At 67.5% G+C, this 26,416-nt stretch carries 25 protein-coding genes and 1 tRNA gene; 14 read left to right on the top strand and 12 right to left on the bottom strand.

Translation table 11 applies throughout. The features are described 5' to 3' along the window. Positions 1-4 precede the first annotated feature (4 nt). The 3 genes from ABIC17_RS15555 to ABIC17_RS15545 are packed head-to-tail and all read right to left on the bottom strand — an operon-like array spanning position 5 to position 3,395. Positions 5-319, bottom strand: coding sequence for a hypothetical protein (locus ABIC17_RS15555; RefSeq protein ID WP_354283275.1), 315 nt, complete (start codon positions 317-319; stop codon positions 5-7). Continuing rightward, entirely contained in the window at positions 316-2,766 is a 2,451-nt protein-coding gene (gene ctaD, locus ABIC17_RS15550; protein WP_354283273.1) for a cytochrome c oxidase subunit I, read from the bottom strand. The genes ABIC17_RS15555 and ctaD overlap by 4 nt, the downstream gene beginning before the upstream one ends. Beyond that, complete coding sequence (locus tag ABIC17_RS15545) at positions 2,763-3,395, bottom strand: cytochrome c oxidase subunit II (protein ID WP_354283271.1); 633 nt, start codon at positions 3,393-3,395, stop codon at positions 2,763-2,765. Before ABIC17_RS15545 ends, ctaD begins: the two co-directional genes overlap by 4 nt. Positions 3,396-3,437: 42 nt before the next feature. On the opposite strand from ABIC17_RS15545, the gene ABIC17_RS15540 reads away from it, so the two are divergent. Continuing rightward, positions 3,438-3,953: a DUF2231 domain-containing protein gene (locus tag ABIC17_RS15540; RefSeq protein ID WP_354283270.1), complete on the top strand. Its 516-nt coding sequence runs from the start codon at positions 3,438-3,440 to the stop codon at positions 3,951-3,953. On the opposite strand, the gene ABIC17_RS15535 is transcribed toward ABIC17_RS15540, so the two are convergent. Beyond that, entirely contained in the window at positions 3,923-4,414 is a 492-nt protein-coding gene (locus ABIC17_RS15535) for a CopD family protein (protein ID WP_354283268.1), read from the bottom strand. The genes ABIC17_RS15540 and ABIC17_RS15535 overlap by 31 nt on opposite strands. Next, the gene (locus ABIC17_RS15530) at positions 4,411-5,100 is read right to left on the bottom strand and encodes a cytochrome c oxidase assembly protein (RefSeq protein ID WP_354283266.1); all 690 of its coding nucleotides are present in this window, start codon (positions 5,098-5,100) and stop codon (positions 4,411-4,413) included. The genes ABIC17_RS15535 and ABIC17_RS15530 overlap by 4 nt, the downstream gene beginning before the upstream one ends. 64 nt (positions 5,101-5,164) lie before the next feature. Here ABIC17_RS15530 and ABIC17_RS15525 point away from each other — a divergent pair, with 64 nt between their 5' ends. Beyond that, positions 5,165-6,097 carry a sulfite exporter TauE/SafE family protein gene (locus ABIC17_RS15525; protein WP_354283264.1) on the top strand — a complete coding sequence of 311 codons (933 nt, stop codon included), beginning with the start codon at positions 5,165-5,167 and terminating at the stop codon, positions 6,095-6,097. On the opposite strand, the gene ABIC17_RS15520 is transcribed toward ABIC17_RS15525, so the two are convergent. The 3 genes from ABIC17_RS15520 to ABIC17_RS15510 are packed head-to-tail and all read right to left on the bottom strand — an operon-like array spanning position 6,088 to position 8,247. After that, entirely contained in the window at positions 6,088-6,438 is a 351-nt protein-coding gene (locus tag ABIC17_RS15520; protein WP_354283262.1) for a cytochrome C nitrite reductase, read from the bottom strand. The two genes, ABIC17_RS15525 and ABIC17_RS15520, sit on opposite strands and share 10 nt — an antisense overlap. Continuing rightward, positions 6,435-7,664 carry a molybdopterin-dependent oxidoreductase gene (locus ABIC17_RS15515; RefSeq protein WP_354283260.1) on the bottom strand — a complete coding sequence of 410 codons (1,230 nt, stop codon included), beginning with the start codon at positions 7,662-7,664 and terminating at the stop codon, positions 6,435-6,437. Before ABIC17_RS15515 ends, ABIC17_RS15520 begins: the two co-directional genes overlap by 4 nt. Continuing rightward, entirely contained in the window at positions 7,657-8,247 is a 591-nt protein-coding gene (locus ABIC17_RS15510; RefSeq protein ID WP_354283258.1) for an NADPH-dependent FMN reductase, read from the bottom strand. The genes ABIC17_RS15515 and ABIC17_RS15510 overlap by 8 nt, the downstream gene beginning before the upstream one ends. Before the next feature lie 237 nt (positions 8,248-8,484). On the opposite strand from ABIC17_RS15510, the gene ABIC17_RS15505 reads away from it, so the two are divergent. After that, positions 8,485-10,623 (top strand): transglycosylase domain-containing protein, encoded by a 2,139-nt coding sequence (locus tag ABIC17_RS15505; RefSeq protein ID WP_354283256.1) that lies wholly within the window; start codon positions 8,485-8,487, stop codon positions 10,621-10,623. Positions 10,624-10,838: 215 nt separating this feature from the next. Continuing rightward, positions 10,839-11,750: a GTPase Era gene (gene era, locus ABIC17_RS15500; protein WP_354283254.1), complete on the top strand. Its 912-nt coding sequence runs from the start codon at positions 10,839-10,841 to the stop codon at positions 11,748-11,750. A gap of 142 nt (positions 11,751-11,892) precedes the next feature. On the opposite strand, the gene ABIC17_RS15495 is transcribed toward era, so the two are convergent. Continuing rightward, positions 11,893-12,591: an NAD-dependent deacylase gene (locus ABIC17_RS15495; protein WP_354283252.1), complete on the bottom strand. Its 699-nt coding sequence runs from the start codon at positions 12,589-12,591 to the stop codon at positions 11,893-11,895. 58 nt (positions 12,592-12,649) lie between these two features. Between ABIC17_RS15495 and dapB the strand changes: the two genes are divergently transcribed. From dapB to gyrB, 8 genes are all read left to right on the top strand, one after another. After that, on the top strand, positions 12,650-13,378 hold the full coding sequence (gene dapB / locus ABIC17_RS15490; protein WP_354283250.1) for a 4-hydroxy-tetrahydrodipicolinate reductase: 729 nt from the start codon (positions 12,650-12,652) through the stop codon (positions 13,376-13,378). Next, positions 13,375-14,061 carry an endonuclease III gene (gene nth, locus ABIC17_RS15485; protein WP_354283248.1) on the top strand — a complete coding sequence of 229 codons (687 nt, stop codon included), beginning with the start codon at positions 13,375-13,377 and terminating at the stop codon, positions 14,059-14,061. The genes dapB and nth overlap by 4 nt, the downstream gene beginning before the upstream one ends. Before the next feature lie 3 nt (positions 14,062-14,064). Then, complete coding sequence (locus tag ABIC17_RS15480; protein ID WP_354283246.1) at positions 14,065-14,433, top strand: hypothetical protein; 369 nt, start codon at positions 14,065-14,067, stop codon at positions 14,431-14,433. A gap of 73 nt (positions 14,434-14,506) precedes the next feature. After that, positions 14,507-14,583, top strand: a tRNA-Arg gene (locus ABIC17_RS15475). Between the two features lie 96 nt (positions 14,584-14,679). Continuing rightward, complete coding sequence (locus ABIC17_RS15470; RefSeq protein WP_354283244.1) at positions 14,680-15,465, top strand: Coq4 family protein; 786 nt, start codon at positions 14,680-14,682, stop codon at positions 15,463-15,465. A gap of 93 nt (positions 15,466-15,558) precedes the next feature. Beyond that, positions 15,559-16,617 carry a DNA replication/repair protein RecF gene (gene recF / locus ABIC17_RS15465; protein ID WP_354283242.1) on the top strand — a complete coding sequence of 353 codons (1,059 nt, stop codon included), beginning with the start codon at positions 15,559-15,561 and terminating at the stop codon, positions 16,615-16,617. An 84-nt stretch (positions 16,618-16,701) separates the two neighbouring features. Next, positions 16,702-17,487 carry an OmpA family protein gene (locus ABIC17_RS15460; RefSeq protein ID WP_354283240.1) on the top strand — a complete coding sequence of 262 codons (786 nt, stop codon included), beginning with the start codon at positions 16,702-16,704 and terminating at the stop codon, positions 17,485-17,487. 95 nt (positions 17,488-17,582) lie between these two features. Next, positions 17,583-20,102, top strand: a complete 2,520-nt coding sequence (gene gyrB, locus ABIC17_RS15455) for a DNA topoisomerase (ATP-hydrolyzing) subunit B (RefSeq protein WP_354283238.1) — start codon at positions 17,583-17,585, stop codon at positions 20,100-20,102. 111 nt (positions 20,103-20,213) lie between these two features. Here the strand turns inward: gyrB and ABIC17_RS15450 are convergent, their stop codons facing one another. Genes ABIC17_RS15450 through ABIC17_RS15440 form a run of 3 tightly spaced genes read right to left on the bottom strand, consistent with a single transcriptional unit; the run spans position 20,214 to position 23,655 of the window. After that, entirely contained in the window at positions 20,214-21,254 is a 1,041-nt protein-coding gene (locus ABIC17_RS15450; protein ID WP_354283236.1) for a glycoside hydrolase family 43 protein, read from the bottom strand. Then, a complete protein-coding gene (locus ABIC17_RS15445; RefSeq protein WP_354283234.1) occupies positions 21,236-22,717 on the bottom strand; it encodes a glycoside hydrolase in 1,482 nt (493 codons plus the stop codon). The genes ABIC17_RS15450 and ABIC17_RS15445 overlap by 19 nt, the downstream gene beginning before the upstream one ends. Next, positions 22,714-23,655, bottom strand: coding sequence for a Gfo/Idh/MocA family protein (locus tag ABIC17_RS15440; protein ID WP_354283232.1), 942 nt, complete (start codon positions 23,653-23,655; stop codon positions 22,714-22,716). Before ABIC17_RS15440 ends, ABIC17_RS15445 begins: the two co-directional genes overlap by 4 nt. Before the next feature lie 558 nt (positions 23,656-24,213). On the opposite strand from ABIC17_RS15440, the gene ABIC17_RS15435 reads away from it, so the two are divergent. Together ABIC17_RS15435 and ABIC17_RS15430 are read left to right on the top strand one after the other, a co-directional pair. After that, on the top strand, positions 24,214-25,389 hold the full coding sequence (locus ABIC17_RS15435) for a glycoside hydrolase family 43 protein (protein WP_354283230.1): 1,176 nt from the start codon (positions 24,214-24,216) through the stop codon (positions 25,387-25,389). Continuing rightward, positions 25,386-26,405, top strand: coding sequence for an arabinan endo-1,5-alpha-L-arabinosidase (locus ABIC17_RS15430; protein ID WP_502958475.1), 1,020 nt, complete (start codon positions 25,386-25,388; stop codon positions 26,403-26,405). Before ABIC17_RS15435 ends, ABIC17_RS15430 begins: the two co-directional genes overlap by 4 nt. Positions 26,406-26,416: the final 11 nt, after the last annotated feature.

Genomic DNA, 26,416 nt, shown 5'->3' with positions numbered 1-26,416 from the left:
TTCGCTAGAGGCAGGTCGGGACGAGCACGATCGGCAGGCCGGTCACGATCGTCGCCAACAGCCCGACCACGGCAAGCGTCCAGGACGTCTTGTCGATCATGCTGTCGCCGTGTCGCCGCAGCGCGACGCAAACCCCACTCGCCGCGGCGATGCAAGCGAGCCATGCCGCGAGCATCGCTGCGTGGTGGACGCTAAGGCCTCCAATCGCACGCGCCGACGCCCATCCTGCCGCGCAGCCGATGCCGCTCAGGCCGTACAGCGCGCAAAAGGCGATCGCCCAGACGATCAGCCCCGCGGTCATCCGCAACAGCGCGATCATGCCAGCCATCCCGGGATCGCCAGCACCAGCATCGTCACCACGCCCGACCCCGCGGCATGGTCGCTCCACAACCGTGCGATCCGGCGTTCGCCCTGCCGCGCACCAGCGACGAACCCCGAGCCGATCCGGGCGCGCAGGAACGCCAGGATTATCGCCGCAATGCCGGCATGGAACAGCGAATAACCCGCCACCGTCACGCTCGTCGCGGCATAGGCATGGCTGGCGGGCGCGGGCAGCGCGAACGCGATGACCCCTATCAGCGCGAAGATGATTGCGGCTTGCCCGACGAGCGCCAGCGTGACCGCATCACGCCGTGCGGCAATCAGTGCGATGACAGCGCCGCCGATCGCAAGCAATGGTTGCCACAGCATCGCCGCGACCAGCACCGGTGGTGGCCAGTTGGGCGCGACGGTCCACAAGAAGGCGTAACCGAACAGCAGCGAGGTAAAGAGCGTCGCGCTCGCCGCCAGTGCGAAGACGCTTCCCCAATAACCGACCGTCCCCTCGACCTCGAACGCGGTCGGCAGCGAGCGGTCGTGCCCGGCCGTGACCGGCCCGACATCGTCGCGCCGCCCGTGCGTCCAGCCCCAGCGCCAGGCGAGGACGATCACGCCGACCAGAAAGAGCGGCGCGACCGGATACAGCCCTGCGAGCATTGACAGGAAGAACCCGCCGAGCGTCGCGGCCATGCCGATCGGATACCAGCTGTTCTGCGGGAGGATCACGACATGTTCGGGCGCGCCGGTCACCATGTCGACCGCAAGCGTCTCGCGCCAGCCGTGCCGCGCTTCGCCGAGCCACCCCTCGCCGCGCGCCAGCGCCAGCGCCATGTCAGGTTCGCCTTCAAGCGGGTCCTGCCCCGAGACGGTGGGGAGGCTTGCGAAGTTATACGACGGCGCTGGCATCATCATCGCCCATTCGAGCGTGCCTGCATTCCACGGATTGCGGCGGCGGTGGCGGCCGAGCCAGATCTGCAGCCCGACATCGATCGCGAACAGCGCGAAGCCGAACGCCATGATGAAGCTGCCGACCGAGGATGTCAGGTTGAGCCAGGTCCAGCCCATGCCCTCGGGATAGGTGTCGACCCGGCGTGGCATGCCCAACAGCCCGGTCAAATGCATCGCGAAGAACGTGACGTTGAACCCGACGAAGATTAGCCAGAAGGCCGCCTCGCCCAATTGCAGCACGCGGCCCCGCCCGGTGAAATGCGGCAACCAGTAATAGGCCGCCGCGAGCATCGGGAAGACGAACCCGCCGACCAGGACGTAATGCAGATGCGCGGTGACGAAGGCGGTGTCGTGCGCCTGCGCATCGAACGGCACCACCGCGAGCATCACGCCCGTCAGGCCGCCGAGCACGAACACGATGAAGAAACCGATCAGATACAGCATCGGCAGCTTCATCTGTGGGCGTCCGCTCCACAGCGTGCCGAGCCAGGCGAAGATCTGCACCGCGGTCGGAATCGCCACCAGCGTGGATGCGGCGGAGAAGAAGCCGAGCGCCATATGCGGGATGCCGGTGGTGAACATGTGATGGACCCACAGCCCGAAGCTGAGGAACGCGAGCGCCATCACCGCCGCGACGATCGCGCCATATCCAAGGATCCGGGTCCGCGCCATGACCGGGAGGATCGTCGATACCGCGCCCGCTGCGGGGAGGAAGATGATGTACACCTCGGGATGGCCGAACAGCCAGAACAGATGCTGCCACAACAACGGCGATCCGCCGAGCGCGGGGGTGTAGAACGGCCAGCCGAATGCGCGTTCGACCTCGAGCAGGATCGACCCCAGAATCAGCGGCGGGAAGCCGAACAGCATCATTGCGGCGGTCGCGAGCAGATACCAGGCGAACAGCGGCATCCGGTCGAGCCGCATGTGCGCCGCGCGCAGTTTGAGGATCGACACCGCGATCTCGATCGCCGCGCACATCGCGGACACCTCGACGAAGGTGATGCCGAGCAGCCAGACGTCGCTGTTGATCCCCGGCGTCCACTCCTTGCCCGACAGCGGCGGATACAGGAACCAGCCCGCGTCGGGTGCGACGCCCGCGAGCATCGCGACGATCAGGATGCTGCCGCCGAACAGGTAACACCACCAGCCGAGCGCGGAGAGCCGCGGAAACGCCATGTCGCGCGCGCCGAGCATCTTGGGCAGGAGGTACATCGCCAACCCCTCGAACATCGGGATCGCGAACAGGAACATCATGATGCTGCCGTGCATCGTGAACAGCTGGTTATAGACTTCGGGACCCACGAACGCGCTGTTCGGCGTCGCCAGTTGCGCGCGGATCAGCATCGCGAGGATGCCGCCGATCGCGAAGAACACGAAGGCGGCGACGATGAAGCGCTTGCCGATGTCGCTGTGGTTGACCGATCGCAGCATGCCCCGCCAGCCGGGCTCGGTCCGCCAGATCGCATCCATCGCGCGATGCCGCTTGAGCGCGTTCATCGTGTTCCTCCAACGAAGGCGGCCCAGCCCGCCGCATCATGCGCGACGACGGTGAAGCCGTGGTCCTTGTGGCCGGTGCCGCAATATTCGGCGCATTCGCCGCGATATGTTCCGGGGCGCGTGGCGACGATCCGGAGCACGTTGGTATGCCCCGGTATCGCGTCCATCTTCCCCGCGAGGCGCGGCACCCAGAAGCTGTGGATCACGTCGGTCGCGGTGATCGACGCATCGACCGGGCGACCCGCCGGAATATGCAGGACGCCTTGCGTCTCGCGTCCGCCGGGGTGGCGGAACACCCAGGCATAGCGCCGCGCCTCGACCCCCACCGTGACCGTATCGGGGGCGGGCGTGGGCAGGGTGCGCGCGCCGAGGATCAGCGCGTAGGTGAGCAGCGCCGACAGCACCACGACCGGCATCGCGAGCCCGAGCCATCCGATCCAGACGGTCGCGCGCGGCGCGGAATCATCTCGATCCCGCCGGAGCATCGCGATCGCCAGCAGACCGAAGACCAGCGCCGCCAGCACCGCCGCACCGCCAAGCATCACCCACCACAGCGTCGCCACGTCGGCCGCGTGTGGGCCGGCGGGATCGAGCGTGGACAGCGATCCGGCGCAACCTGTGGTCGTCATGACCGTTACGACCGGGAGCGCCACCCGGGAAAACACCGACCGATGACCGATTCCAGCCGCACCACGGACACGCGCCTGCGCGACCCGATCGCCGACAGCCCGGCGTTCGCACGCACCGAGTCCAAGGTCGCGCTGGCCGGGCATCCGATCCATGCAGTGCTGGTCGCCTTTCCGATTGCGTTGACGACCTGCACCTTCGCCGCCGATGTGCTCTACTGGTGGACGGGCGATGCGTTCTGGGCGCGTGCCGGGTTGTGGGCGTCGGGCGCAGGGTTCCTGCTCGGCGTGCTCGCGGGGATCGCGGGGACGGTCGAACTGCTGATGGTCCCGGGCATCCGCGCGCGTGCCGCAAGCTGGACGCACTTCATCATCGCGGTGATGCTGCTGTCGATCCTCGGCGCGAACTGGGGGTATCGGCTGACCGGCTACGAGCAGGCGATCCTGCCCTACGGCCTGCTGCTGTCGACGTTCGCGGTCGCTTTCACGGGCTTCACGGGCTGGCATGGCGGCAAGTTGGTGTTTGAGTATCAAGTCGGGGTCGCTTCCAACGGCAAATGATTGTTTTGCGGCGTTTCGAGCCAGTCGGGGGTGAGATCCGGCATAACCGGCTTGGCCAGCACGAGCAGCAGCACGCCGGTCATCGTGGCGATCATCGCACAGACGAGCGGGAGGGGGGACGGCGGGATGTAGTCCCCGCGGCGTTCGCTCATCTGGACGACGGTATGGCCGATCAGCGCGTGGAGCGCGACCAGCAGGCCGACCGCGACGAGCTTGGCGAACATCCAGGGGACGAAGACTTCTCGCAGGAATATCAACGCCGTACCCGCGGAAACCGCGATCACGGCGGCGGGCGTGACGATGCGCGTATAGCCATAGTTGGTGATGCGCCGGAGCCGCGCATAATCGGCCTGTTCCTCGCCCGCCTCATGCTTGCCGAGCACCAGCGGCAGGGCGATCAGGCCTGCGCTCCACAGGATCAAAGCAGCAATATGTAGCGCTTTTACGAGCGTCAGGATCATGTTGCGGCACCGGTTTGTGTCATTTGTCGCCAGCTATGGTGCGCAATCCAGCCGATTGCAGCGGCATAAGGGAGCATCCCCGGCACCCACATGATCAGCCCGGCGAGTTGCTGGTCGGCGATCGGCCCGATCCCGAACGGCACCGTGCTGGTCGCATGGACCGCATAGAGCGGTCGCGTGGCGAAGGTGAGCAACGCGCCGAGGAAGCCCATCTGGACCGCACCGCCGACGATCCCCGTCACCGCCTGCGCGGGTGAGGCCGTACCGACCGCAGTCCAGAACGCCCACCCCGCCGACAGCAACGCGAGCTGCATGACCCAGTAGAGCGCGACATTGCCGAGCGCGGCGTCATAGGCGACCGGCCAGTGCCACGCCCACAGCATCACGGTCGACCCGAACAGCACGGCGGGAACGCGCTTGCCCAGCCACGGCGCGGGAAAGGCGATCGCGAGCAACGGGGCGGCCAGCGTGAACAGCAACAAATGGTGCACCGCGCGCGCCGCGAACAGCGCGGTCGTCAGCGCACAGAGCGGCGACACAAAGGCGAGCGCAAGCACCGCCAACGCAAGCAAACCGGCCTGGCGGCGAGGCCCGGACAAGCGCCACATCATCAGTGCGCCCGCGACGAGTATCGCCGCGATCAGCACGGGATCACTGTTCCACTGGTCTGCCCAGGTCGCCGGCACGGGGGCCGGCCCGCAATAGCGTTGCTGCCAATCGATGATACGTCCCCGTTTTTTGGTGGTTCCTGTGACCACCATCCAAAGCGAACGCACCAAGCGGCGGAGGGTTCAGGCGGCGTGCGCAACCTTTCGGGCGATCGTGCGTGCGCTTGCCGCCCGCGGCAGCTTCCGCCAAAGCATGCGCGGTGGCGGAAGGAACGGCGCAATGGATGCCGGATCGATGGCCAAGCTGATGGAATCCCGCGTGACTTTGACGACAATCGCGCTGTCCGGCGGCGCGGGGATCTTGGGCGGCGCGATGAATGCGCTGGCCGGCGGCGGGACGTTCGCGACGCTGCCCGCGCTGATCGCGCTCGGGCTGCCCGCGAATACCGCCAATGCGACCTCGAACGTCGCGCTGCTACCCGGTGCCGCAACGAGCAGTTGGGCATTCCGCCGCGAACTGGCACCCGTCGGGGGCGTCAACGTGGGGTTGCTCGCGGGGATCACCTTCGTCGGCGGGCTGGCCGGGAGTGCGCTGCTGGTGGTCACGCCGACGCGGGTGTTCGACCTGCTGATCCCGTGGCTGTTGCTGATGGCGCTGGTCGTGATCGCGTTCGGCAGCCGCGCGGCGGAGGCGCTCCACGCCCGCGTCACGATCGGGCCGCGCGCGTTGATCGCCGCACAGACGCTCCTGGGGATCTACGGCGGCTATTTCGGCGGCGGGGTGGGGTTGATGATGACCGCGGTCTACGGGTTGCTCGCGAGCGTCTCCCCTCGCGCGCTGTTCGCGCCGCGCACGTTGATGCTCGGGGTCGCCAATGCCGCGGCGGCGGTGGTGTTCATCTCGACCGGACTGGTCGCCTGGGCGGCGGCGGTGCCGATGCTGTTCGGCGCGATCGTCGGCGGGTGGATCGGCGCGGTGATCGGCAAGCGCCTGTCGCCCGGGGTGGTGCGCGGCTGGACGCTGTTCGTCACCGCCGCGACCACGATCGTGTTCTTCGTCCGCGCCTATTTCTGATTGGGAAGCGTGAGGAGTGCGGCGACAAGCTTCGGGTCGTCCTTGGGGTCGATCGCTGCCTTGTAGACGGACCGCATCTTGGCGACCTCGGCGGTCCAGGTCTTCGCGTCGAGTTTGGGCTGAGTCAGCAGCATCTCGGGCGAATGGCAGGCGGTGCAATTCGTCGTGAGGATCTCGGCGCTCGCCGGGAGCATCGTCGTCTCGTCGGGAAGCGCGATCGTCTGCGACGTCAGCGCGATCGGGGCGGCCTGACCGGCGGGGGCGGTATCGGCGGGTGCCGCAGTGCGGCTGCACGCGCCGAGTAGCAGCAGCAGCAGCGCGGCGAGCGATGCGCGGCTCATGCCACCACCACGCGCGCGGTTTCGATGCTGCTGCGCATATAGCCTCCGGGGTTCCAGATCGGCGCGGGCTTCTGCCCTTCGCCGCGCGTATTGATGGTGCGCACGGCAAGCTCGTGCGGGCCCCGCGCCAGACCCGTCAGTGGCATCGCCCAACGGCGGAAGCTGTATGGCCCGTGGTCGGGGCCGAGTTGCGCCTGTTGCCAGTGCGCGCCGCCGTCGAGCGAGACCTCGACCTTGGCGACGCCCGCATCCCCGCCCATCGCGATCCCGCGCGCTTCCTGCGGGGTGGTGCGGGTGAAGAAGGCGCGCGGCGGCATCCGGCTGATCGGCACGGTCGGGAAACCGGTTGCGCCGGGCTTGACCCCGGCATCCTCGGTCTCGGGGATCTGGTACGCCTTCGCCATCCAGAAACCGGTGTCGGGGCCGGTCAGCAATTCGATCGAATCGAGCGCCTTGACCCAATAGGTCGAATACCAGCCCGGCACGATCAGCCGGAGCGGGAAGCCGTTGAGCAGCGGAAGCGCCGCGCCGTTAATCCCATAGGCGACGATCACGTCGTCGTCCTCGGCATGATCGAGCGCGAGCGACTTGGCGAAATGCGGGGCATCGCCGGGGGGCTGGTCGAGCCCGGCGCATTTGACCTGCACCACGCCCGGCGCGGTTCCGGCGCGCGCGATCAGGTCGCGCAGCCGGACGCCGGTCCAGCGCGCGTTGCCCATCGCGCCATTGCCCCATTGCGCGCCGGGGACGCGCGGGCCGAACAATCCACGCGAATTGCCCGAGCATTGGTTGACCGCAGTGACCGTGACTTGCGGCATCGCCTGGATCTCGGCGAGCGAGAGCGACACCGCACGCTTGACCGCACCACCGATGCGGAGCCGGAACGCGGCGGCGTCCACCGACAGCGGAATGTCGGCATAATGCCAGCGCACGAAGAATCGGTCGTTGGGGGTGACGGGATCGTCCTGGAGCGCGCCGTCGAACGCCGCCATCGGGGTTTCGAGCAGCGGCGCACGGCTGCGCTGGAGGATCATCCCCTTCTTGCCGGGGAAGGCATCGGTCAGCGGGCGTTGCCCGGTGCCCTCGTACAGGCCGAGATCGACCATCGCCTGCGCGCCCATCGCCTGCGCCCCCATCCCCTTTGCCCAAAGCGGCGCGCTGGCGAGGGCGCCGACGCCGAGGCCCCCGAGCGCGAGCGCGGCGCGACGATCCACGGAGTCAGCCATGCTGGATCGCCACCGGCACGAATCGCGCGACCTGCTTGCCGACGAGCGAGAGCTGCTCGATCACCGCGGCGTCGCTCGCCCCGCCGTCTTCGTCGAACTTGGTCAGCTGCGTGTTGACCGCCGCGGCGAACGGCGTCGGCCAGCCGCGCAGCGCATGGACGATCGAGCGCAGCGCCGCGATCGTGCTGCCCGTCGCCTGCCAGCCATAAGCGGTCGCGATCAGCCCGACCGGCATGTCCGCCAAATACGGGCGGTGCGGATCGCGCGCGGTTTCCTCGAGCAGGTCGAGCGCATTCTTGACAACGCCCGAGATGCTGCCGTGATAGCCGGGCGAGGCGATGATGACCGCGGACGCCTGCCGCATCGTCTCGACGAATTCGTTTTCCTCGGGCGTGCGCGTCGTCGCCCGCGGGTCGTAGAGCGGGAGCCGCGCCATGTCCGCGCCGCCGAACATCCGCGTGCGGAAGCCTTCGCGCCCCGCTGCGTCGAGCGCGATCCGCAGCGCGCGTTCGGTGGAGGAAACGCCACCGATCGTCCCGCCAATACCGACGACGAGGGGCTGATCGGGCTGGGTTTCGGCCATCGGTTGGGGCTTTCGGCTGGGCCGCCAGGCGACCGGGAGCGGGTTCAATAGCCCGACCCGCGCTTTGCCTCAATGCTTTGCGCTGCGCCGCGGCAGATGCTTTTGGACGGCTGTGCAACATCGCTCGCTCCGCGCCCCCTGCGCTGCTAGATGCCCGGAAATGCCTGTTCCCTGCTTGCGCGGTCTGTCCTATACAGATAACACACTAATCCGTCCGGCTTTCGGGATCTGGTGAGCATGCGCCGTTACCCTTTTGACGCATCCGATCGTGACGATCCGCGCAACCCGCTGGACCTGACGAACGGCGTGCCCCCGCCCGAGCGCTATTTGCGCGAAGCCCCGTACGAGCCCGAGGACGATGACCGTCCGAATGGGCGTCCGCGCGGGACGCGGCAGCGGATCAACTGGACACGCTGGATCATGCGCGGGTTTGCGGCGGGGATCGTGCTGTTCGTGCTTGCGGTCGCGTGGCTTGCGGTGACCGCGCCCTTGTCCAAGTCGCTCCAGCCGCCGACGCCGCCGAGTGTCACGCTGCTCGCGGACGACGGCACGCCGATCGCGCGGCGTGGGGCGATCGTGGGGTCGTCGGTCGATGCGGCGAAGTTGCCGAAGAATGTCACCAACGCGTTCCTCGCGATCGAGGACCGGCGGTTCCGCTCGCATTGGGGGATCGACCCGCAGGGAATCGCGCGCGCGTTCGTCCACAATGTCCGCTCGACCGGGCGCGACCAGGGTGGGAGCACGATCACGCAGCAGCTGGCGAAGAACGCGTTCCTCGATTCGGACCGGACCGCCGCGCGGAAAATCCGCGAAGTGCTGATCGCCTTCTGGCTCGAGGCATGGCTGACCAAGGACCAGATCCTGTCGCGCTATCTGTCGACGGTCTATTTTGGCGACAACACCTATGGTCTGCGCGCCGCCGCGAAGCATTATTTCGGGCGGACGCCGGAGAATCTGTCGATCGCGCAAGGCGCGATGCTCGCCGGGCTGGTCAAGGCGCCGTCGCGACTGGCACCGACGATCAACCTGTCCGGCGCGCGGGCCCGCGGTGCGCTGGTGCTGCGCGCGATGGTCGAGGGCGGGTTCCTCGACAAGGAAACCGCGGCTTCGGTGCGTCCCGCACGGCTCGCGACCGACCGCGTCGCGCCGCTCCCCAACGGGACCTATTTCGCGGATTGGGTGCTCCCGGCTGCACGCGACCAGGCGGGTGATCTGGCGCGCGAGAGCAAGGTCCGCACGACGCTCGACCGCCGGCTGCAAAGTGCGGCGGAACGCTCGGTCAAGCGCGCGGGATTGCGGCAGGCGCAGGTCGCGCTGGTCGCGATGCGCCCCGATGGCCGCGTGGTCGCGATGGTCGGAGGCAAATCCTATGCCGACAGCCCGTTCAACCGCGCGACCCAGGCGATGCGGCAGCCGGGATCGGCGTTCAAGCTGTTCGTCTATCTGGCGGCGATGCGGCACGGGATGACGCCGGATTCGATCGTCGACGACAAGCCGATCACGATCGCCAACTGGAGCCCGCGCAATTCGGACGGGCGCTATCTTGGCCCGATTACGCTGCGGCAGGCGTTCGCACGCTCGTCCAACGTGGCGGCGGCGCGGATCACGCAGGAAGTGGGCGTCGCCAACGTCATCAAGGCGGCGCGCGACCTAGGTGTGACGACGCCGATCCCGAACGAAGCGACGATCGCGCTGGGGACGGCGAGCATGTCGCTGCTCGAACTGACGCAGGCCTATGCCGCGATCGCCGCCGAGCAATATCCGGTGCGCGCACGCGGGCTGGAGGATCCGCCCGAGCGTGGGATGCTCGCGAGCCTGACCAATCGCCCCAAGGCATTGTCGGGGACGATCCGCGACGAAATGCTCGACCTGTTGTCCGCCTCGGCGGAAGCGGGGACGGGGCGTGCGGCGGCATTGTCGGTCAAGACCTACGGCAAGACGGGTACGACGCAGGACAGCCGCGACGCGCTGTTCGTCGGCTTCGCCAATGGGCTGGTCGTGGGCGTGTGGGTCGGTAACGACGACAACACCCCCAACGCGGGGCTGTCGGGTGGCGGCGTGCCCGCGCGGGTGTGGCGCGATTTCATGCAGCAGGCGCTCGGCGTCGGCGCGGCGTTCGTGCCCGAGGCTGAGCCCGAGGTGATCGATCCCGACGCCAATGGCTATGAGGAGACGATCGAGAACTTCCTCGATCCGCAGAATATTCCGCCGGTCGAGGGGGAGATTCCGGGAATCGGGCGGGTGCGGTTGCGCAACGGGCAGTTCGATTTCGAGCCCAATCGCGAAGGGGGACGCGAGGACGACCGCGGTCGCCGTCGCCGCAATGAGGACGAGGATCGCGCCCCGCCGCCCGAGGGGTATGAGGACGAGCAATAGCGCGGCTGGTGCAATGGCGCGGCTTTGGGTACACGCGCCTTGAAACCATGAGCGCTTCCCCGGCGAAGGCCGGGGCCCAGTCGCGATGGCGGATGTAACGGAGCACAGCCCGCGGCAATGTCCGGCCCGCTGCTGGGCCCCGGCCTTCGCCGGGGAAGCGCATCAGGACTATATGCATTTTATCGGCGTGACGCCGCGTTGTTCCAAGGATACCCATGACCGACCAGAAAAGCGACAGCCAGAAATGCGGACTCGTCGCCGTCCTCGGCGCCCCTAACGCGGGCAAGTCGACGCTCGTCAACGCGCTGGTCGGGCAGAAGGTCGCGATCGTCAGCCCCAAGGCGCAGACCACGCGCGTGCGGCTGATGGGCGTCGCGATCGAGGGTGACACGCAGTTGCTGCTGGTCGACACGCCCGGCATCTTCGAGCCCAAGCGCCGGTTCGACCGCGCGATGGTGCAGGCGGCGTGGGGCGGCGCGGAAGGTGCCGACGTGCTCGCTTTGGTGGTCGACGCCAAGGGCGGGTTGCCGACCAAGGTCACCGACATCGCGACCGCGATCAAGGATCGGCCCGAACCCAAGTACCTGATCCTCAACAAGGTCGATCTGGCCGACAAGGCGAAGCTCTTGCTGCATGCCGAGCGGCTCAATGGCTTGGTCACGTTCGACGAGACGTTCTTCGTCAGCGCCTCGACCGGGGACGGGCTGCCCGAGTTGAAGGCGCATCTCGCGGCGCGGATGCCCGCCGAGCCGTGGCATTTCCCCGAGGACCAGGTCTCCGACGCGACCGAGCGCAGCCTTGCGTCGGAAGTGACACGCGAGCAGATCTTTCTCCAGCTCCACGCCGAACTGCCCTACGCCTCGGCGGTCGAGACCGAGCAGTATCTCGAGCGCGAGGACGGGTCGGTCGAGATCCACCAGCAGATCCTGGTCGAACGCCCGACCCAGCGCGCGATCGTGCTCGGCAAGGGCGGCACGCGGATCAAGGAAATCGGGGCGCGCGCGCGGACCGAGCTCAGCCACATCATGGGGCGGCCGGTGCATCTGTACCTGCACGTCAAGGTCCGGCCCGGCTGGGATGACGAGCGCGACGTGTACCGCGACATGGGGCTTGATTGGGTGGAGTGAAACTGGGCTTTCGTCCCCCTCTTCACTTCCCCGGCGAAGGCCGGGGCCCAGTCGTGATGTCCGGGGTAACGAAGCGCACCGCCCGACATTCTGGCGTTCCTCTCCTGGGCCCCGGCCTTCGCCGGGGAAGCGCTGGAGGGGGTTAGGCGAGCATCTCCTCCACCCATTCCGGCACCAGCACCCCCGCCGCACCGAGCCGTGTCTCGTGGAAATACCCGCTCCCCGCCGACCGCTCCAGATTGAGTTCCAGTGTCTGCGCGCCGGCATAGCGCGCGCCCTGGACGAACCCCGCGGCGGGATAGACCGCGCCCGACGTCCCGATCGAGACGAACAGGTCTGCGTCCGCCAGCGCGCGTTCGATCCGCTCCATCTGGTACGGCATCTCGCCGAAGAACACGATGTCGGGCCGCAGGTCGGGCGCGCCGCAAGTCGTACAGACCGACCCCGGCGGCAACGCCGCGTCCCATGCCACCCGCGCGTCGCACGCCGCGCACAATGCCGAGCGCAATTCGCCGTGCATGTGGAGCAGCCGTTTCGCGCCGGCGCGTTCGTGCAGGTCATCGACGTTCTGCGTGACGATCAGCAAGTCGCCCTGCCACGCCGCATCCAGCCGGGCGAGCGCCGCGTGCGCCGCATTGGGCGCGACCCCCGCCAGCGCCGCGCGCCGTGCGTCGTAGAAGCGATGGACCAGTTGCGAGTCCGCCGCGAGCGCCTCGGGCGTGCAGACATCCTCGACGCGGTGCCCCTCCCACAATCCGCCGGGGCCGCGGAAGGTCGCGATCCCGCTCTCCGCTGAAATACCGGCTCCGGTCAGAACCACGATGTTTTCCGTTCCTCGCATGGTATCTCTGTACGCGAGGCTCTAGAGGCCCGGGAGAGGAATTTACGGAGCAAGTGGGATGACCGCGATCGGCATTATCGGGAGCGCGGGGCGCATGGGGCAGGCGCTTGCCGCGGCGGTGCCTGATCTGGGCGCGACGCTCGCGGGCGGGATCGACGCAAGCGGCGATCCGGCGACGCTCGCGCATGACGCCGACGTGCTGATCGATTTCTCCGCGCCGTCCGCGCTCGAGCGCAATCTCGCCGTCGCGCGACTGACCGGGACGCCGATCCTGATCGGCACGACCGGGCTCAGCCCGACGCATCACGCCTTGGTCGACGCCGCCGCGCAAGAGATCGCGGTGCTGCAGACCGGCAACGTCTCGCTCGGCGTGACATTGCTCGCCAAGCTGGTGCGCGAAGCGGCGGCGCGGCTCGGGCCCGACTGGGACATCGAGATCGTCGAGATGCATCACCGCCACAAGGTCGACGCACCCTCGGGGACCGCGTTGCTGCTCGGCGAGGCGGCGGCGGCGGGGCGGGGCGCGCCGCTCGCCGAGCTGCGCGTGTCGGATCGCGCGGGTCTGGTCGGTGCGCGCTCGGAAGGGACGATCGGCTTCGCATCGCTCCGTGGCGGATCGGTCGCGGGCGACCATCTCGTCGTGTTCGCGGGCGAAGGCGAGCGGATCGAGCTCGGCCATCGTGCGGAGAATCGCGCAATCTTCGCGCGCGGCGCGATCACCGCGGCGCTGTGGCTCGCGGGCAAACCGGCTGGCCGGTACGCGATGGAAGAGGTGGTCGGGGTGTGAAAAAGGCCGACGTCGTCGACTTCTACGCGCGGCTCGCGGCGGACAACCCGCATCCCGAGACCGAGCTCGAGGCGGGCAACCCGTTCCAGCTAGTCGTCGCGGTCGCTTTGTCCGCGCAGGCGACCGACGTGGGTGTCAACAAGGCCACGCGCCGCCTGTTCGCCGAAGTGACCACGCCCGAGCAGATGGTCGCGCTCGGCGAGGACGGGCTGAAGGCGCACATCAAGTCGATCGGGCTGTTCAACACCAAGGCGAAGAACGTCATCGCGCTGTCGGAGCGACTGATCGCGGAGCATGGCGGTGTCGTCCCGAATGATCGTGCCGCGCTCGAACAGCTGCCGGGCGTCGGGCGCAAGACCGCCAACGTCGTGCTCAACGTCGCGTTCGGCGCGGAGACCTTCGCGGTCGACACGCATATCTTCCGCGTGGGCAATCGCACCGGCCTGGCGCGCGGCAAGACCCCGCTTGCGGTCGAGCTCAAGCTCGACAAGGCGACGCCGCAGCCGTTCCGGCTCCACGCGCATCACTGGCTGATCCTGCACGGGCGGTATGTCTGCAAGGCACGGACGCCGGAATGCTGGCGCTGCGTCGTCGCGGATCTCTGCGCGTTCAAGCCCAAGACGCCCCCGCTGAAATCGCGCGCAGCGCAAACGCCGGGGGAGCCGCGTCGAGCCGAGGAATAGTCCATGCGCCTTACCCTGATCGCCACCGCCCTGCTGTCCGTGACAACCGCCGCGGTCGCGCGCGAGAAGATTCCGGAGGCGACACCCAATGGGGCGGCGGTCAGCTGCATTCCGCTCGCCCAGATCCGCGAGACACGCGTTCGCGACGACCGCACGATCGATTTCATGATGACCGGCCGCAAGGTCTATCGCAACACCTTGCCCAGCGCCTGTCCCAGCCTAAGGTTCGAACAGCGCTTCAGCTATGCGACGAGCCTCAGCCGATTGTGTTCGACCGACATCATCACCGTGCTGTACCAGGCGCCGTATCTGACGCCCGGTGCGAGTTGCGGACTGGGCCAATTCCAGCCGGTGACATTGGCCGCGCGGTGAATCGCGGACGGCGACCGGGAATCGTCGATCGGGGCTGGCGTCGCACCGCGTGCTTTGCTAGGCGAGGGCTCAGGCACCCGTAGCTCAGCTGGATAGAGCGCTGCCCTCCGAAGGCAGAGGCCACTGGTTCGAATCCAGTCGGGTGCACCATTTTCCACCAATCCTCCCCGCATACGTCCTTCGACCACGCTTGACCTTTGCCTGTTCCACTCGCACTAACACAGGTGTCAGTAAGGAGCCGAGTCGATGGCCAAGCTTCCAGCGTTACCGGGCACGAGCGGTCGGCGCGATTGGCGCACCGCCTTCGACGCGATCCGCAAACTGATGGCGAATGGCGACGACACGACGCAAGTGTTCCGCATCATGCGCGCGCTCAACGTCGGTAACGGCCCCAGGAATTACGCACGTTTGATCGCGACGGTGGAGGGGGGACGCCTCGCCTCGGAACACGTCGAACTGGCCGAACGATTTTCGGATCGCGCCTTCGTCCGGCAGTTTGCCCCCGGCACGGTCGGCGCGGCATATCGCGCGTTTCTGGAGACGACCGGCTATTCCGCAGATGGGTTGGTGCAGGTCAGCAAGATCGACAGCGAACATCAGGTCGCGCATCCCTATGCGTGGTTCGGGCGGCGCGTTCGCGACACGCATGACATCTGGCATGTGTTGACCGGCTACAAGGCGGACGAATCGCTGGGCGAGGCCTGTCTGGTCGCGTTCAGTTACGCGCAGGTCGGCGGGCTCGGCTGGGCGTTCATCGGCGGGGCGGCGGCGCTCAAGAGCCTTTCGGTCACGCGAAACACATTGTTCGCGCGTGCCGTTTGGGAAGGCTATCGCAACGGTCGGCGTGCGCGCTGGATTTCGGGCGAGGACTATCTGGCCTTGCTCGCCGAGCCGATCGAGACGGCGCGTGCCCGGCTCGGGATCGTCACCCCAACCGCATATTTGAAGGCGCAGCATGTGCTGGGCGCGGAGCTGGCGTCGTATCTCAGCGCGCGTCGCGATCCCGCGGCAATCCCCGAGCTCGCCGGCTGAGCAGGCTGGTCGCACCCGCCGAACCCCGTCTTGGCGGAGTGGGGATGCATCACACAAATTGCGAAACGTGGCCAAGCGGGTAGAGCGGACGCAATGCTGACGCGTCTTGTCCTCACCGATTTCCGGAATCACGCCACGCTGGCGATTGCGCCCGGTCCGGGGTTCGTCGTGCTGACGGGGGAGAATGGCGCGGGCAAGACCAATGTGCTCGAGGCGGTGTCGCTGCTGGCGCCGGGGCGCGGGTTGCGGCGCGCGGGGCTTGGCGAGATGGCGCGGCAGGACGGGCCGGGCGGGTTCGGGATCGCCAGCGACCTCGGCGGCGATGTCGCGATCGCAACCGGCGCGCAACCGAACGCGCCCGAACGGCGGATCGTCCGGGTTCAGGGGAGCGCGGTGGCGGCGACGCAATTGGCGGAATGGCTGACCGTGCTGTGGCTGACCCCGGCGATGGACCGGCTGTTCGTCGAACCCGCGGGCGAGCGGCGGCGGTTTCTCGACCGGCTCACGCTTGCGCTCAGCCCCGGCCATGCGGTCCACGCCAATCGCTACGAGGCGGCGATGCGGGCCCGCAATCGCCTGCTGGGGGAGGAGGGGCGCCCCGACCCCGAATGGCTGCGCGCATTGGAAGCGCAGATGGCGGAACACGGCATAGCGATCGATCTCGCGCGGCGCGATACGGTCGCGGCGCTCGGGCTGCGGCTGGTCGAGCAACCCGACGGACCGTTCGCGCGCGCCGGGCTCGACCTCATCGGCTGGACGGGTGCGGGGGAAACGCTCGCCGCCGATCTCGCGCAGAGCCGTACGCGTGATGCCGCCGCGGGACGTGCGCTGGTCGGGCCGCACCGCTGCGATCTGGCGGTGACGCATCTTGGCAAGGGGCAGGCCGCGTCGCTGTGTTCGACCGGCGAGCAGAAAGCGCTGCTGCTCGGCGTCATTCTCGCGCATGCCGAACTGGTCGCGGAGCGGACCGGGATGACGCCGGTGTTGTTGCTCGACGAAGTTGCGGCGCATCTCGATCCGGTACGGCGGGCGGCGCTGTTCGCGCGGCTCGGCGGGATCGGGCAGGTGTGGATGACGGGCACCGAAGATGCGTTGTTCGCCGATCTCGGGCGCGATGCGCTACGGCTTACGCTCGGGGCGGGTGCCGGCTGAACCGCGACTGTCGATCAGGCTCACGCGTTGTTAAAGGGTCGGGGGCTAGGCGAGCGGGAACGGGCGGGGGCCTGGAGACCATCGATGAGCTTCGACCGCAAATCCGTTCTTGCCGCCGCCTTTGCCACGATCGCGCTGGTGGGGGGTGCCCTTCCCGCGGCGGCACAGGACCGCTGGGACTGGGGCGGCGGACGCGCTGGCGACCGCGATTACCGATTGAGCGGCGCGGGCGTGCCGATCCTGTTCCCCGAACTGCGCCAGACCAATCGCGGCCGCGCATTCGTGCTGCGCAACTTCGACCTCAATCGTGATGGCCGGATCAACCAGCGCGAAGCGGATGCCGCCAACCGGGCCTTCGCGCAGGTCGCCGGCCCGCGCCGTGACCGCTTCGACTGGGCCGCGCGCGACCGCGTCGTCGTGGTCGAGGACCGCCGCGGACCGCCGCGGGGTGGCTGGGATCAGGGCGCGATGCGCGGCTATGGCTTCCGCCAGACCCCGCGCGGCGCGATGATGCGGCTCGACGAGGACGTGCTGTTCGCAACCGACAGCGCGGTGCTGCGCCCGGGCGCGATCGACAAGCTCAAGGGCCTGGCCGACTATCTCCGCTCGGAAGCGGGCGTGCGCGTCGCGATCGACGGCTATACCGATTCACGCGGGACCGATGCGCACAACCAGGTGCTGTCCGAACGCCGCGCGGATGCGGTGCGGACCGCGTTCGACCAGATGGGCGTGACCCGCGCGCGCTTCTCGGTCGTCGGGCATGGCGAGGCCAGTCCGGTCGCGCCCAACACCACGCCGCAGGGGATGCGCCAGAACCGCCGAGTCGAGGTGACGCTGCTCGGACAGCGCGCCGACCGCTTCGCGCGCTGACACCCGTCTGCGTCGCTCCGGATCCCGCCGGGGCGGCGCAGGACGCTCATGCCATTTCGCTTCCGTTTTCAGCCCTGAATCCCTATACGCTTGGCATGGCAGAAGACCCCAATACCAACGACTATGGCGCAGACTCGATCAAGGTGCTCAAGGGCCTCGACGCAGTGCGCAAGCGGCCCGGCATGTACATCGGCGATACCGACGACGGTTCGGGCCTCCACCACATGGTGTTCGAGGTTTCCGACAACGCGATCGACGAAGCGCTTGCCGGGCATTGCGACCGGATCGACATCACGCTTAACGCCGACGGATCGGTCACGGTCGAGGATAACGGCCGCGGGATTCCGACGGGCATCCACACCGAGGAAGGCGTCAGCGCCGCCGAGGTGATCATGACCCAGCTCCACGCGGGCGGTAAGTTCGAGAACACCTCGAACGACAATGCCTACAAGGTCTCGGGCGGGCTTCACGGCGTCGGCGTCTCGGTCGTCAACGCATTGTCCGAGTGGCTCGATCTCACGATCTTCCGCGACGAGCAGGAGCATTACATGCGCTTCGCGTTCGGCGATGCGGTGGCGCCGCTCAAGATCGTCGGCCCCGCGCCGGGCAAGAAGGGGACGCGCGTCACCTTCTTCCCCAGCCCCGCCACGTTCAAGATCACCGAATTCGATTTCGACAAGCTCGAGCATCGCTATCGCGAACTCGCGTTCCTCAATTCGGGCGTGCGGTTGTTCCTCAACGACGCGCGGCACGAGGACGTGAAGACGGTCGAGCTCTATTACGAGGGCGGGATCGCCGCGTTCGTGAAATATCTCGATCGCAACAAGGCCGCGCTGATGCCCGAGCCGGTCGCGATCTCGGGTACGCGCGACGACGTCACGATCGACGTCGCGCTCGAGTGGAACGACTCTTATTACGAGAACGTCCTCGCCTTCACCAACAATATCCCGCAGCGCGACGGCGGCACGCACATGGCGGCGTTCCGCGCGGCGATGACCCGCACCCTCAACAATTATGCCGAGAAATCGGGCATGTTGAAGAAGGAGAAGGTCAGCCTCACCGGCGACGACATGCGCGAGGGGCTCACCGCGATCGTCTCGGTCAAGCTGCCCGACCCCAAGTTCAGCAGCCAGACCAAGGACAAGCTGGTTTCGTCCGAGGTGCGCCAGCCGCTCGAATCGCTGATGGCGGACAAGCTTGCCGAATGGCTCGAGGAAAACCCCGCGCACGGCAAGGCGATCGTCCTCAAGATCATCGACGCCGCCGCCGCGCGCGAAGCCGCGAAGAAGGCGCGCGAACTGACCCGGCGCAAGGGCGTGATGGACATCGCGTCGTTGCCCGGCAAGCTCGCGGATTGCCAGGAGCGCGATCCGGCCAAGTCCGAACTGTTCCTGGTCGAGGGCGACTCGGCTGGCGGTTCGGCCAAGCAGGGGCGTGACCGCCACTTCCAGGCGATCCTCCCCTTGCGCGGCAAGATCCTCAACGTCGAGCGCGCGCGGTTCGACCGGATGCTGTCGTCGAAGGAAATCGGTACGCTGATCCAGGCGATGGGCACCGGGATCGGGCGCGACGACTTTAACGTCGAGAAATTGCGCTACCACAAGATCGTCATCATGACCGACGCAGACGTCGACGGCGCGCATATCCGCACGCTGTTGCTGACGTTCTTCTACCGCCAGATGCCGGAGATCATCACCAAGGGGCATCTCTACATCGCGCAGCCGCCGCTCTACAAAGCGACGCGCGGACGCTCCGAGGTGTATCTGAAGGACGACAGCGCGCTCGACGAATATCTGGTCGAGAATGGCGTCGCGAGCGTCGTGCTCGAGGGCGCGCAGGGGTCGCGCTCGGGCGCGGACCTGCGGACGCTGGTTGATCACGCGCGGCGGATGCGGACGCTGATGCGCTTCGTGCCCAGGCGGTATGACCCGACGATCGTCGAGGCGCTCGCGATGGGTGGCGCGCTCGATCCGGCGCTCGACATGGACGCACGGCGCGAGCGCGTGGTGCAGGTCGTCCGTGGGCTCGACGCGGCGGATCAGGACGCACGCTGGTCGGCGACGCTTGCCGAGGACGGCGGCTTCCACGTCAAGCGCGTGTGGCGCGGCGTGACGGATCATCACGTCATCGAGGCAGCGTTCCTCGGCTCGGCGGAGGCGCGCAAGCTCCATACGCTCGCGGTGGAACAGGCCGAGGCGTTCGTCGATACAGCCCGGCTCGTGTCGAACAAGGCAGCGGCGGCAGCCCAGGCGGAAGCCGATGCGGCGGCGGACGAAGCCGAGGCGACCGCGCCCGAGGGTGGCCGCGCAGGCGCGCCCGCTACGGTGAGCAAGGGCTCGACGATGGTCGCGCGCCCGTCGCAGCTGCTCGACGCGATCCTGACTGCAGGACGCAAGGGGCTTGCGATCCAGCGCTACAAAGGGCTGGGCGAGATGAACGCGGAGCAATTGTGGGAAACCACGCTCGACCCGCAGAATCGCTCGATGCTCCGCGTCGAAGTTGACCAGGCGGATGTCGCGGACGAGATCTTCACGCGCCTGATGGGCGACGTGGTCGAACCGCGCCGCGAGTTCATCCAGGAGAATGCGCTGAGCGTCGCGAACCTCGACGTCTAGCCTTCAGCCCCAACCGTTCGTTTCGAGCGAAGTCGAGAAACCTGCGCTGTGCCGGGCTTCTCGACTTCGCTCGAAGGGAACGGGTGGGACGAATCCTGTGCTCGCAAGCGACTAATCGGTCGGGTGGCGTTCGCCGTCGAGTTCGGTCGCCTCGCGCACGACCGCGATATGGTCCCCGACGTCGCGCATTTCATACAGCTTGCCGCGGGCGTTCTGGAACGGGCGGTGCAGCACCATCATCAGCGTGCCGTCGAAACGCCGGAAGATCATGCCGTGCCCGCTATCGGCGCGCACCAGCGGCGGCAATTGTTCCCATGGTCCTTCGATCGAACCGGTGCGCGACCGGGCGATGCTCTGGACATAGCCATTGGCGTCATAGCTCGACCACAGCATCAGCAGCGTGCCGGTGCGCGTGCGGATCAGTTCGGGGCCGTCGGTCACGTAGTTCGTCTCGGCCTTGCGCGGGACCCACGGCGCGTCGGACGCCTTGAACAGCAGGCGGGGCGGTCCGGCGGCGCGCAGGGTGTCGTCGAGCGGAATCGCCTCGATCGTGCCGTCACCGACCTGCACCCATTCGTGCGCGTAGACGAGCCACGGCTTGCCCGCGGGATCGACATAGAGCGTCCCGTCGAGCGACATCCGGCTCTTGTCGACCAGCGGTTCGCCGTTCCGCACGAGCGTGAACGGACCGGTCAGCGCATTGCTCACCGCCAGCAGCGTGCTCCGTCGGATCGGGCGGCGCTGGTCGGTCGCGGGGATCGGGGCGGAATCGTTGTAGAAAGTGGCGAAGAGATACCAGCGTCCGCGCCAGCGGTGGACCTCGGGTGCCCAGGCTCCGTCATTGGCCCACAGGCCCTTGGGCAGCGTGAACACGACGCGCGGCTTGGTCCAGGTTTTTAGGTCGCGGCTGGTGTACGCCATGATTCCGATGCCAGCGTCGCCGGTCATGCGGCGATCGTTCTTGGTGTAGAGATAATAGGTGCCGCTCTTCCGGTCGGCGACGATCCAGGGATCGTGCAGCGGCATGTCGGGCATGCGTAGCGTGGCGGCCTTCGACGGCTGGGCAGCGGCAGGGGTCGGGGCGGGCGGCCCGGCGACCGCAGGCGCGATCGCGAGCAGGGCCGCGAGAGCGGTCAGCGTCCGGCGGCGCATGGCGTCTTCTCGATGGTTCGTGTGAGCAGCAGCGTCGCAATCGCGCGAGCCGGGACTGTGGTCCCCGACACGCAGGAGCCCGTGTGGCTCTGGTCGGTCAGCACCATCTGCGTATGCCAGCCGCGCGGGAGGACCAGCGCACGCGGGTTGATCCCGCCGTTGACATGGACGAGCACCAGCGTCTGTCCATCGGGGGACAGCGCGCCTGCGGTGTCGAGATCGTCGACGGGCACGAGACGGTAGCCGGGCCGGATGTACCGGCTGAACTGCGCCATTGCCCAATATTTGCGCGTGACGTGGATCGCGTGCGGCCCGGCGGCGGGCACGCGGAGATCGGCTTTCACCAGTCCCCAGTTCGAACCCGGCCCGGAAAGTGCTGTATTCTCGGTTGCCTGCCAGAAGACCCAGGCAGCGGGTTCGAGCCGCTTGAGGTCGAGGACGACATGCTCGGCAAAGGCGAGCGCGGAGGGCATGCCCTCGAAGTCCTGCGGGTCCTTGTCGAGCGGGGTATCGTTCTCGCTCATCCAGAGCTTGATCCCCGAAGCGCGCGCCACATCGCGCACCCCGGTCTGGTTGACCGTGCCGTAGCTGTGGACGTTGAGCTGCCCGACCCGCGCGCGCGTTGCCTTTGGGTAGGCGGCCCAGTCCTGCAGGAACAGATGCGAGTTCGTCTCGTCGGGTGCGGCGATGACGGTCGCGAGGCCACGCGCCTTCAGCGCCGCATCCGTCGCGTCGATCATCTTGGCCTGGCGCGCGGGCGACCAATGCGCGCCTTCCTGCGTGTTCTTGGCGAACCAATAATCGGTGTTGGGCTCGTTGACGGGGGAGAGCGTGCGGAAGGTGATTCCGTGGCGATGCTGCAGCTCGTCGACGACGCGAACCATATATTCGGCGAAGGGGCGTTCGAATCCGGGGCGGAGATTGTCGTCCGTGCCCTTCTCGGCACCCGACACCCGACCCGATACGGTCATGAACCAAGGGGGCGAGTTGGAAAATGCCTCGAAGATCGGTTCGCGCACGCGGACACGGATCGCATCCAGCCACCACCGCTGGTTCGCGTCCTGCGACCAGTCCCACATCGCCGCGTCATCCGCGCGCCACCAGTCGCGACCGGTGGCACCTGCCGGTTGCCGCCAGAAGCCGGGAATCGCGGCACCCGGCCGCAGATAGGCCGGTGTATCCGCCGCATTGCCGCCGCCGATGTTATAGCGCGCGATCGTCCAGCCGAGCCCGTCCGCGCCGTAGAACAGGTCGGCGAGGCGAGCGCGATCGGCCTCGGGCCAGCTGCCGGTGACGTGCGCGAACCAGGCGAGCGCGGTGCCCCAGCCTTCGAACACCGTGGACGGACGCTCGACCGCCGGACGGATCGTGACCGATACCGTCGGTTCCTGCGCTACCGCCGAAGTGGCGAGGCATAAGGCGGCAACGCAGGCGGCGAAACGGCTGGAGCGTGGCCGCTTCATTCCACGAAGGGTTCGACGATCGTCGTCCGCCCGCGCAGGAAGATGTCGGCGACCAGCCGGAGCGGGCTGACATCGACATCGGAGACCCCCGCATGGACGATCTCGGCGAAACGGCGGTAAAGGCCGGGATATTCGCCGTGCAGATCGACCGCAGCGGTCGGCGCCGCACCGCCGTCGATCGAAAGCTCACCCCCGCCCTTCGCGAGCGTCAGCGTGCCCGCGTCGGTCTCGACGACGATGTCCCAGCTTTGCGGGCCCTCCTGGCGGAAATCCAGGTCCATCGCGATCGCCGTGCCCGCAGTGTCGCGGAACCCAACGCGCGCCGCGATCGGCGCGGCACGATTGGCGGGAACATCGAGGTCGGCTTGTTCGACGAACATCGGGTTGGGCAGGATGCGCGTCGCGATCGACAGCGCGTTGATGCCCGGATCGAACACACCGAACCCGCCCGGTTCCCAGATCCAGTCCTGTCCGGGATGCCAGACGCGGACGTCCTCGCGCCACGTGATCGTGGCACTGCGGATCGTCCGGTCGGCGAGCCACGCGCGTGCTGGCTCGACCCCATCGGCGTAGCGCGAGTGCCAGCTCGCGAACAGGCTGATGCCGCGTGCATCGGCCGCTTCACGCAACGCTTCCACTTCGGCGAGCGTCGCGCCGGGGGGCTTTTCGAGGAAGACGTGCCAGCCCTGGTCGATCGCGAATTGCGCGATGCGGCGGCGGACTTGCGGCGGGGTGCACAGGGCGACCGCGTCGATCGCCATGCCGCTGGCGGCCAAAGCTTCGATATCGTGGAAATGCGGTTTGCCGTCGGTGCTGTCGCCACTGCGGCTGACGGTGGCGACGAGATCGAAATCGGGGATCCCGGCGATTGCGGGCAGATGCTGATCCTTGGCGATCTTGCCCATGCCGACGACGGCGATGCGGATCGGCGCGCTCACAGCGAACGCCCCGCGATCATGCTGCGCTGCCCGTCGCGGTGCAGGCGTTCTCTGGTTGCGGTCATGCGAAGTCCTTGACGCTGAATTGAAAGTGCGCGGAACCACGCGCCGTGTCGGCAGCACGCATGTCCCGGGTGTCGACGATGAAAGCTGGGCTGTAGCCGTTCATGCCGACATCCCCTTGTTCCGTACCCGGTGCCGGGCAGCAAGCCCTGCGGGGGATGTATCCGGCTGACTGCACCGCAGCTCCGCTCCTCTTATTTGTTTGACAATAACCCCGACTAATGACCCGTCAAGCAGGTTTCCCATTGGCGATGGAAGGGCATGTCGTAGCCTTTGGTCGGCGGCCTAGCAGTCGCGCAGAGACGTCTATTGGATCGGCAATGTAGACTTGCAACCGATTTACCGGGGGATGCGGTTCATTGCGTGTCCCGATCATCGCGGAGATGACAATGGTCTGGAGGCGCGCGGAAAGTCTCACCCCGCTGTTGCGCAATCAAAATTGGCTGATATTGTCAGACAAGAAGCGGAATAATGCCGTGGGTGGGGAGACTGGAAGTGGCATTGGGCCGAGCATTTATCGTGACTGGCCTGATCGGTTCCGCGCTGGCGGGTACGGCTGTCGCCCAGCAGATCCCGCCGCGGGTTGATTCCGCAAAGAGCGCACCGGCCTGTTCTGCTGCGCGAAACCCCGTGGTCGCTGAGGGCGAACGGCAACTGGCGATCGTTCCCCGACTGGGACCGGCGCACGTCACGCCCGCCAGCAAACAATCCGCCTATCTGATGGTCTATTTCAAGGACGACACGCATTCGCTGTACTTCGCGACGTCGCGGGACGGGCACGCGTTCACCGATGTGAACGCGGGGCGGCCGATCCTGTCGGGCCGGTCGATCGCGGATCAGAAGGGCGTTCGCGATCCGCACATCATGCGCGGTCCCGACGGCGCCTTCTACATGGCGATGACCGACCTCCACGTGTTCGGGCAACGCGACTGCGTGCGGACGACGCAGTGGGAACGCCCGGAGCAGGACTATGGCTGGGGCAACAATCGCAACATGCTGCTGATGAAAAGCGTCGACCTGCTCCACTGGACGCTGGCCAAGGTCGATGTATCGCGGCTGTTCCCGGCGTACAGCCAGGCGGGCAACGCCTGGGCGCCCGAGACGATCTACAATCCCAGGACCCGTCGGATGATGGTCTATTTCACCACGCGGATTCGCAACGGGCCCAACTTCATGGTCTCGTCGGAGGCGAACGCCGCTTTCACTACGCTGACCACCACGCCGCGCAAGATCCTCGACTATCCCCGGCCACAGGTGAACACGATCGACGCGGACATCACGCTGATCGGCGGCAAATACCGGATGTTCTACGTCGCGCATGAAAAGCCCGGCAGCATTCGCCAGGCGATGTCGAACCAGATCGATCGCGGCTACGTCTACGATGCGCGCAAGATCGACCCGGAGACGGTCGCCGCCGAAGCGCCCAACCTGTGGCGCAGGCACGGCACGAACACGTGGGTGCTGATGTACGATGTGTTCGGCGTGACGCCCAACAACATGGGGTTTGCCGAGACGACCGATTTCGTCAGCTTCCGCAACATCGGCCGGTTCAACGATCCCGGCTCGCCGATGAAGGCAACGAACTTCGTCCAGCCCAAGCATGGTGCGGTGATGGCGGTCACGCCCGAGGAAGCTTCGCGGCTCGAACGCTATTTCGGGGTACCCCGGTGACTCGGCTCGGTCGAGCGGCGGCCTCGACGCTGGGTCTCATCCTCGCGGCAGTTCTGTGCACGAGCGCGGCCCCGCCGTCGCTTAACCAACGGTTATCGGGCGACATCGTGCCGGGGCATGACCCCGTGCTGATCCGTGAGGGCGACGCGTATTACTCCTATTCGACGGGCCAGCGCGATCGGCTGCCGATCCTTGCGCGGACCTCACGCGATCTCGTCACGTGGAGGGCGTTGCCAGGTCCGATTGCGGCGATCCCGGCCTGGGCGCTCGCGGCGGTGCCGGGCGCGAAGGATATCTGGGCACCCGATATCTCCTACGCGAACGGGCGGTACCGGCTCTATTATTCGGTCTCGACCTTCGGCAAGCAGAGGTCGGTGATCGGCTTGCTCACCAGCCCGACGCTCGACCCGGCCAAACCCGGCTATGGCTGGCGCGACGAGGGGCTGGTCATCGCATCGAAGCCCGGCGACGATTATAATGCGATCGATCCCAATTTCGTAAGCGACCGGGAGGGCGGGGCGTGGCTGGCGCTGGGCAGCTATTGGACCGGCCTCAAGCTCGCAAGACTCGATCCCGCGACCGGCAAGCTCGCCGACCCCGCCGCGCCGCTGACCCCGATCGCGCGCCGCGCGCCCGGGCCCAATACGGCGATCGAGGCGGCGTTCATCATCGATCATGGCGGCTGGTATTGGTTGATCGCGTCGTTCGATCGATGCTGTCAGGGCGCCAGGAGCGACTATCACCTCGTCATCGGACGGTCGCGCGCGATCACCGGGCCTTATGTCGACGGCGCCGGAACCCCGATGCGCGATGGCGGCGGGACGGTGCTGTTGCAGGCCGATGCCGCCGGCAAGGACCGCTTCCGCGGCCCCGGCCATGCCGGTTTCCTGCACGACCGCGATGGTCGCGATTACCTGATCTACCACGCCTATGACCGCGACCGGCGCGGTGTCCCGACGCTGCGTCTGGCGCGCATGCGCTGGGCGCGGGACGGATGGCCGGTGCTCGACAGCTGAAGGACGAAGCC

Origin of the sequence: Sphingomonas sp. PvP056 (genome assembly GCF_040549155.1) — a bacterium.
GTDB lineage: Bacteria > Pseudomonadota > Alphaproteobacteria > Sphingomonadales > Sphingomonadaceae > Sphingomonas.
This window is presented reverse-complemented; position numbering and strand designations above follow the sequence as displayed.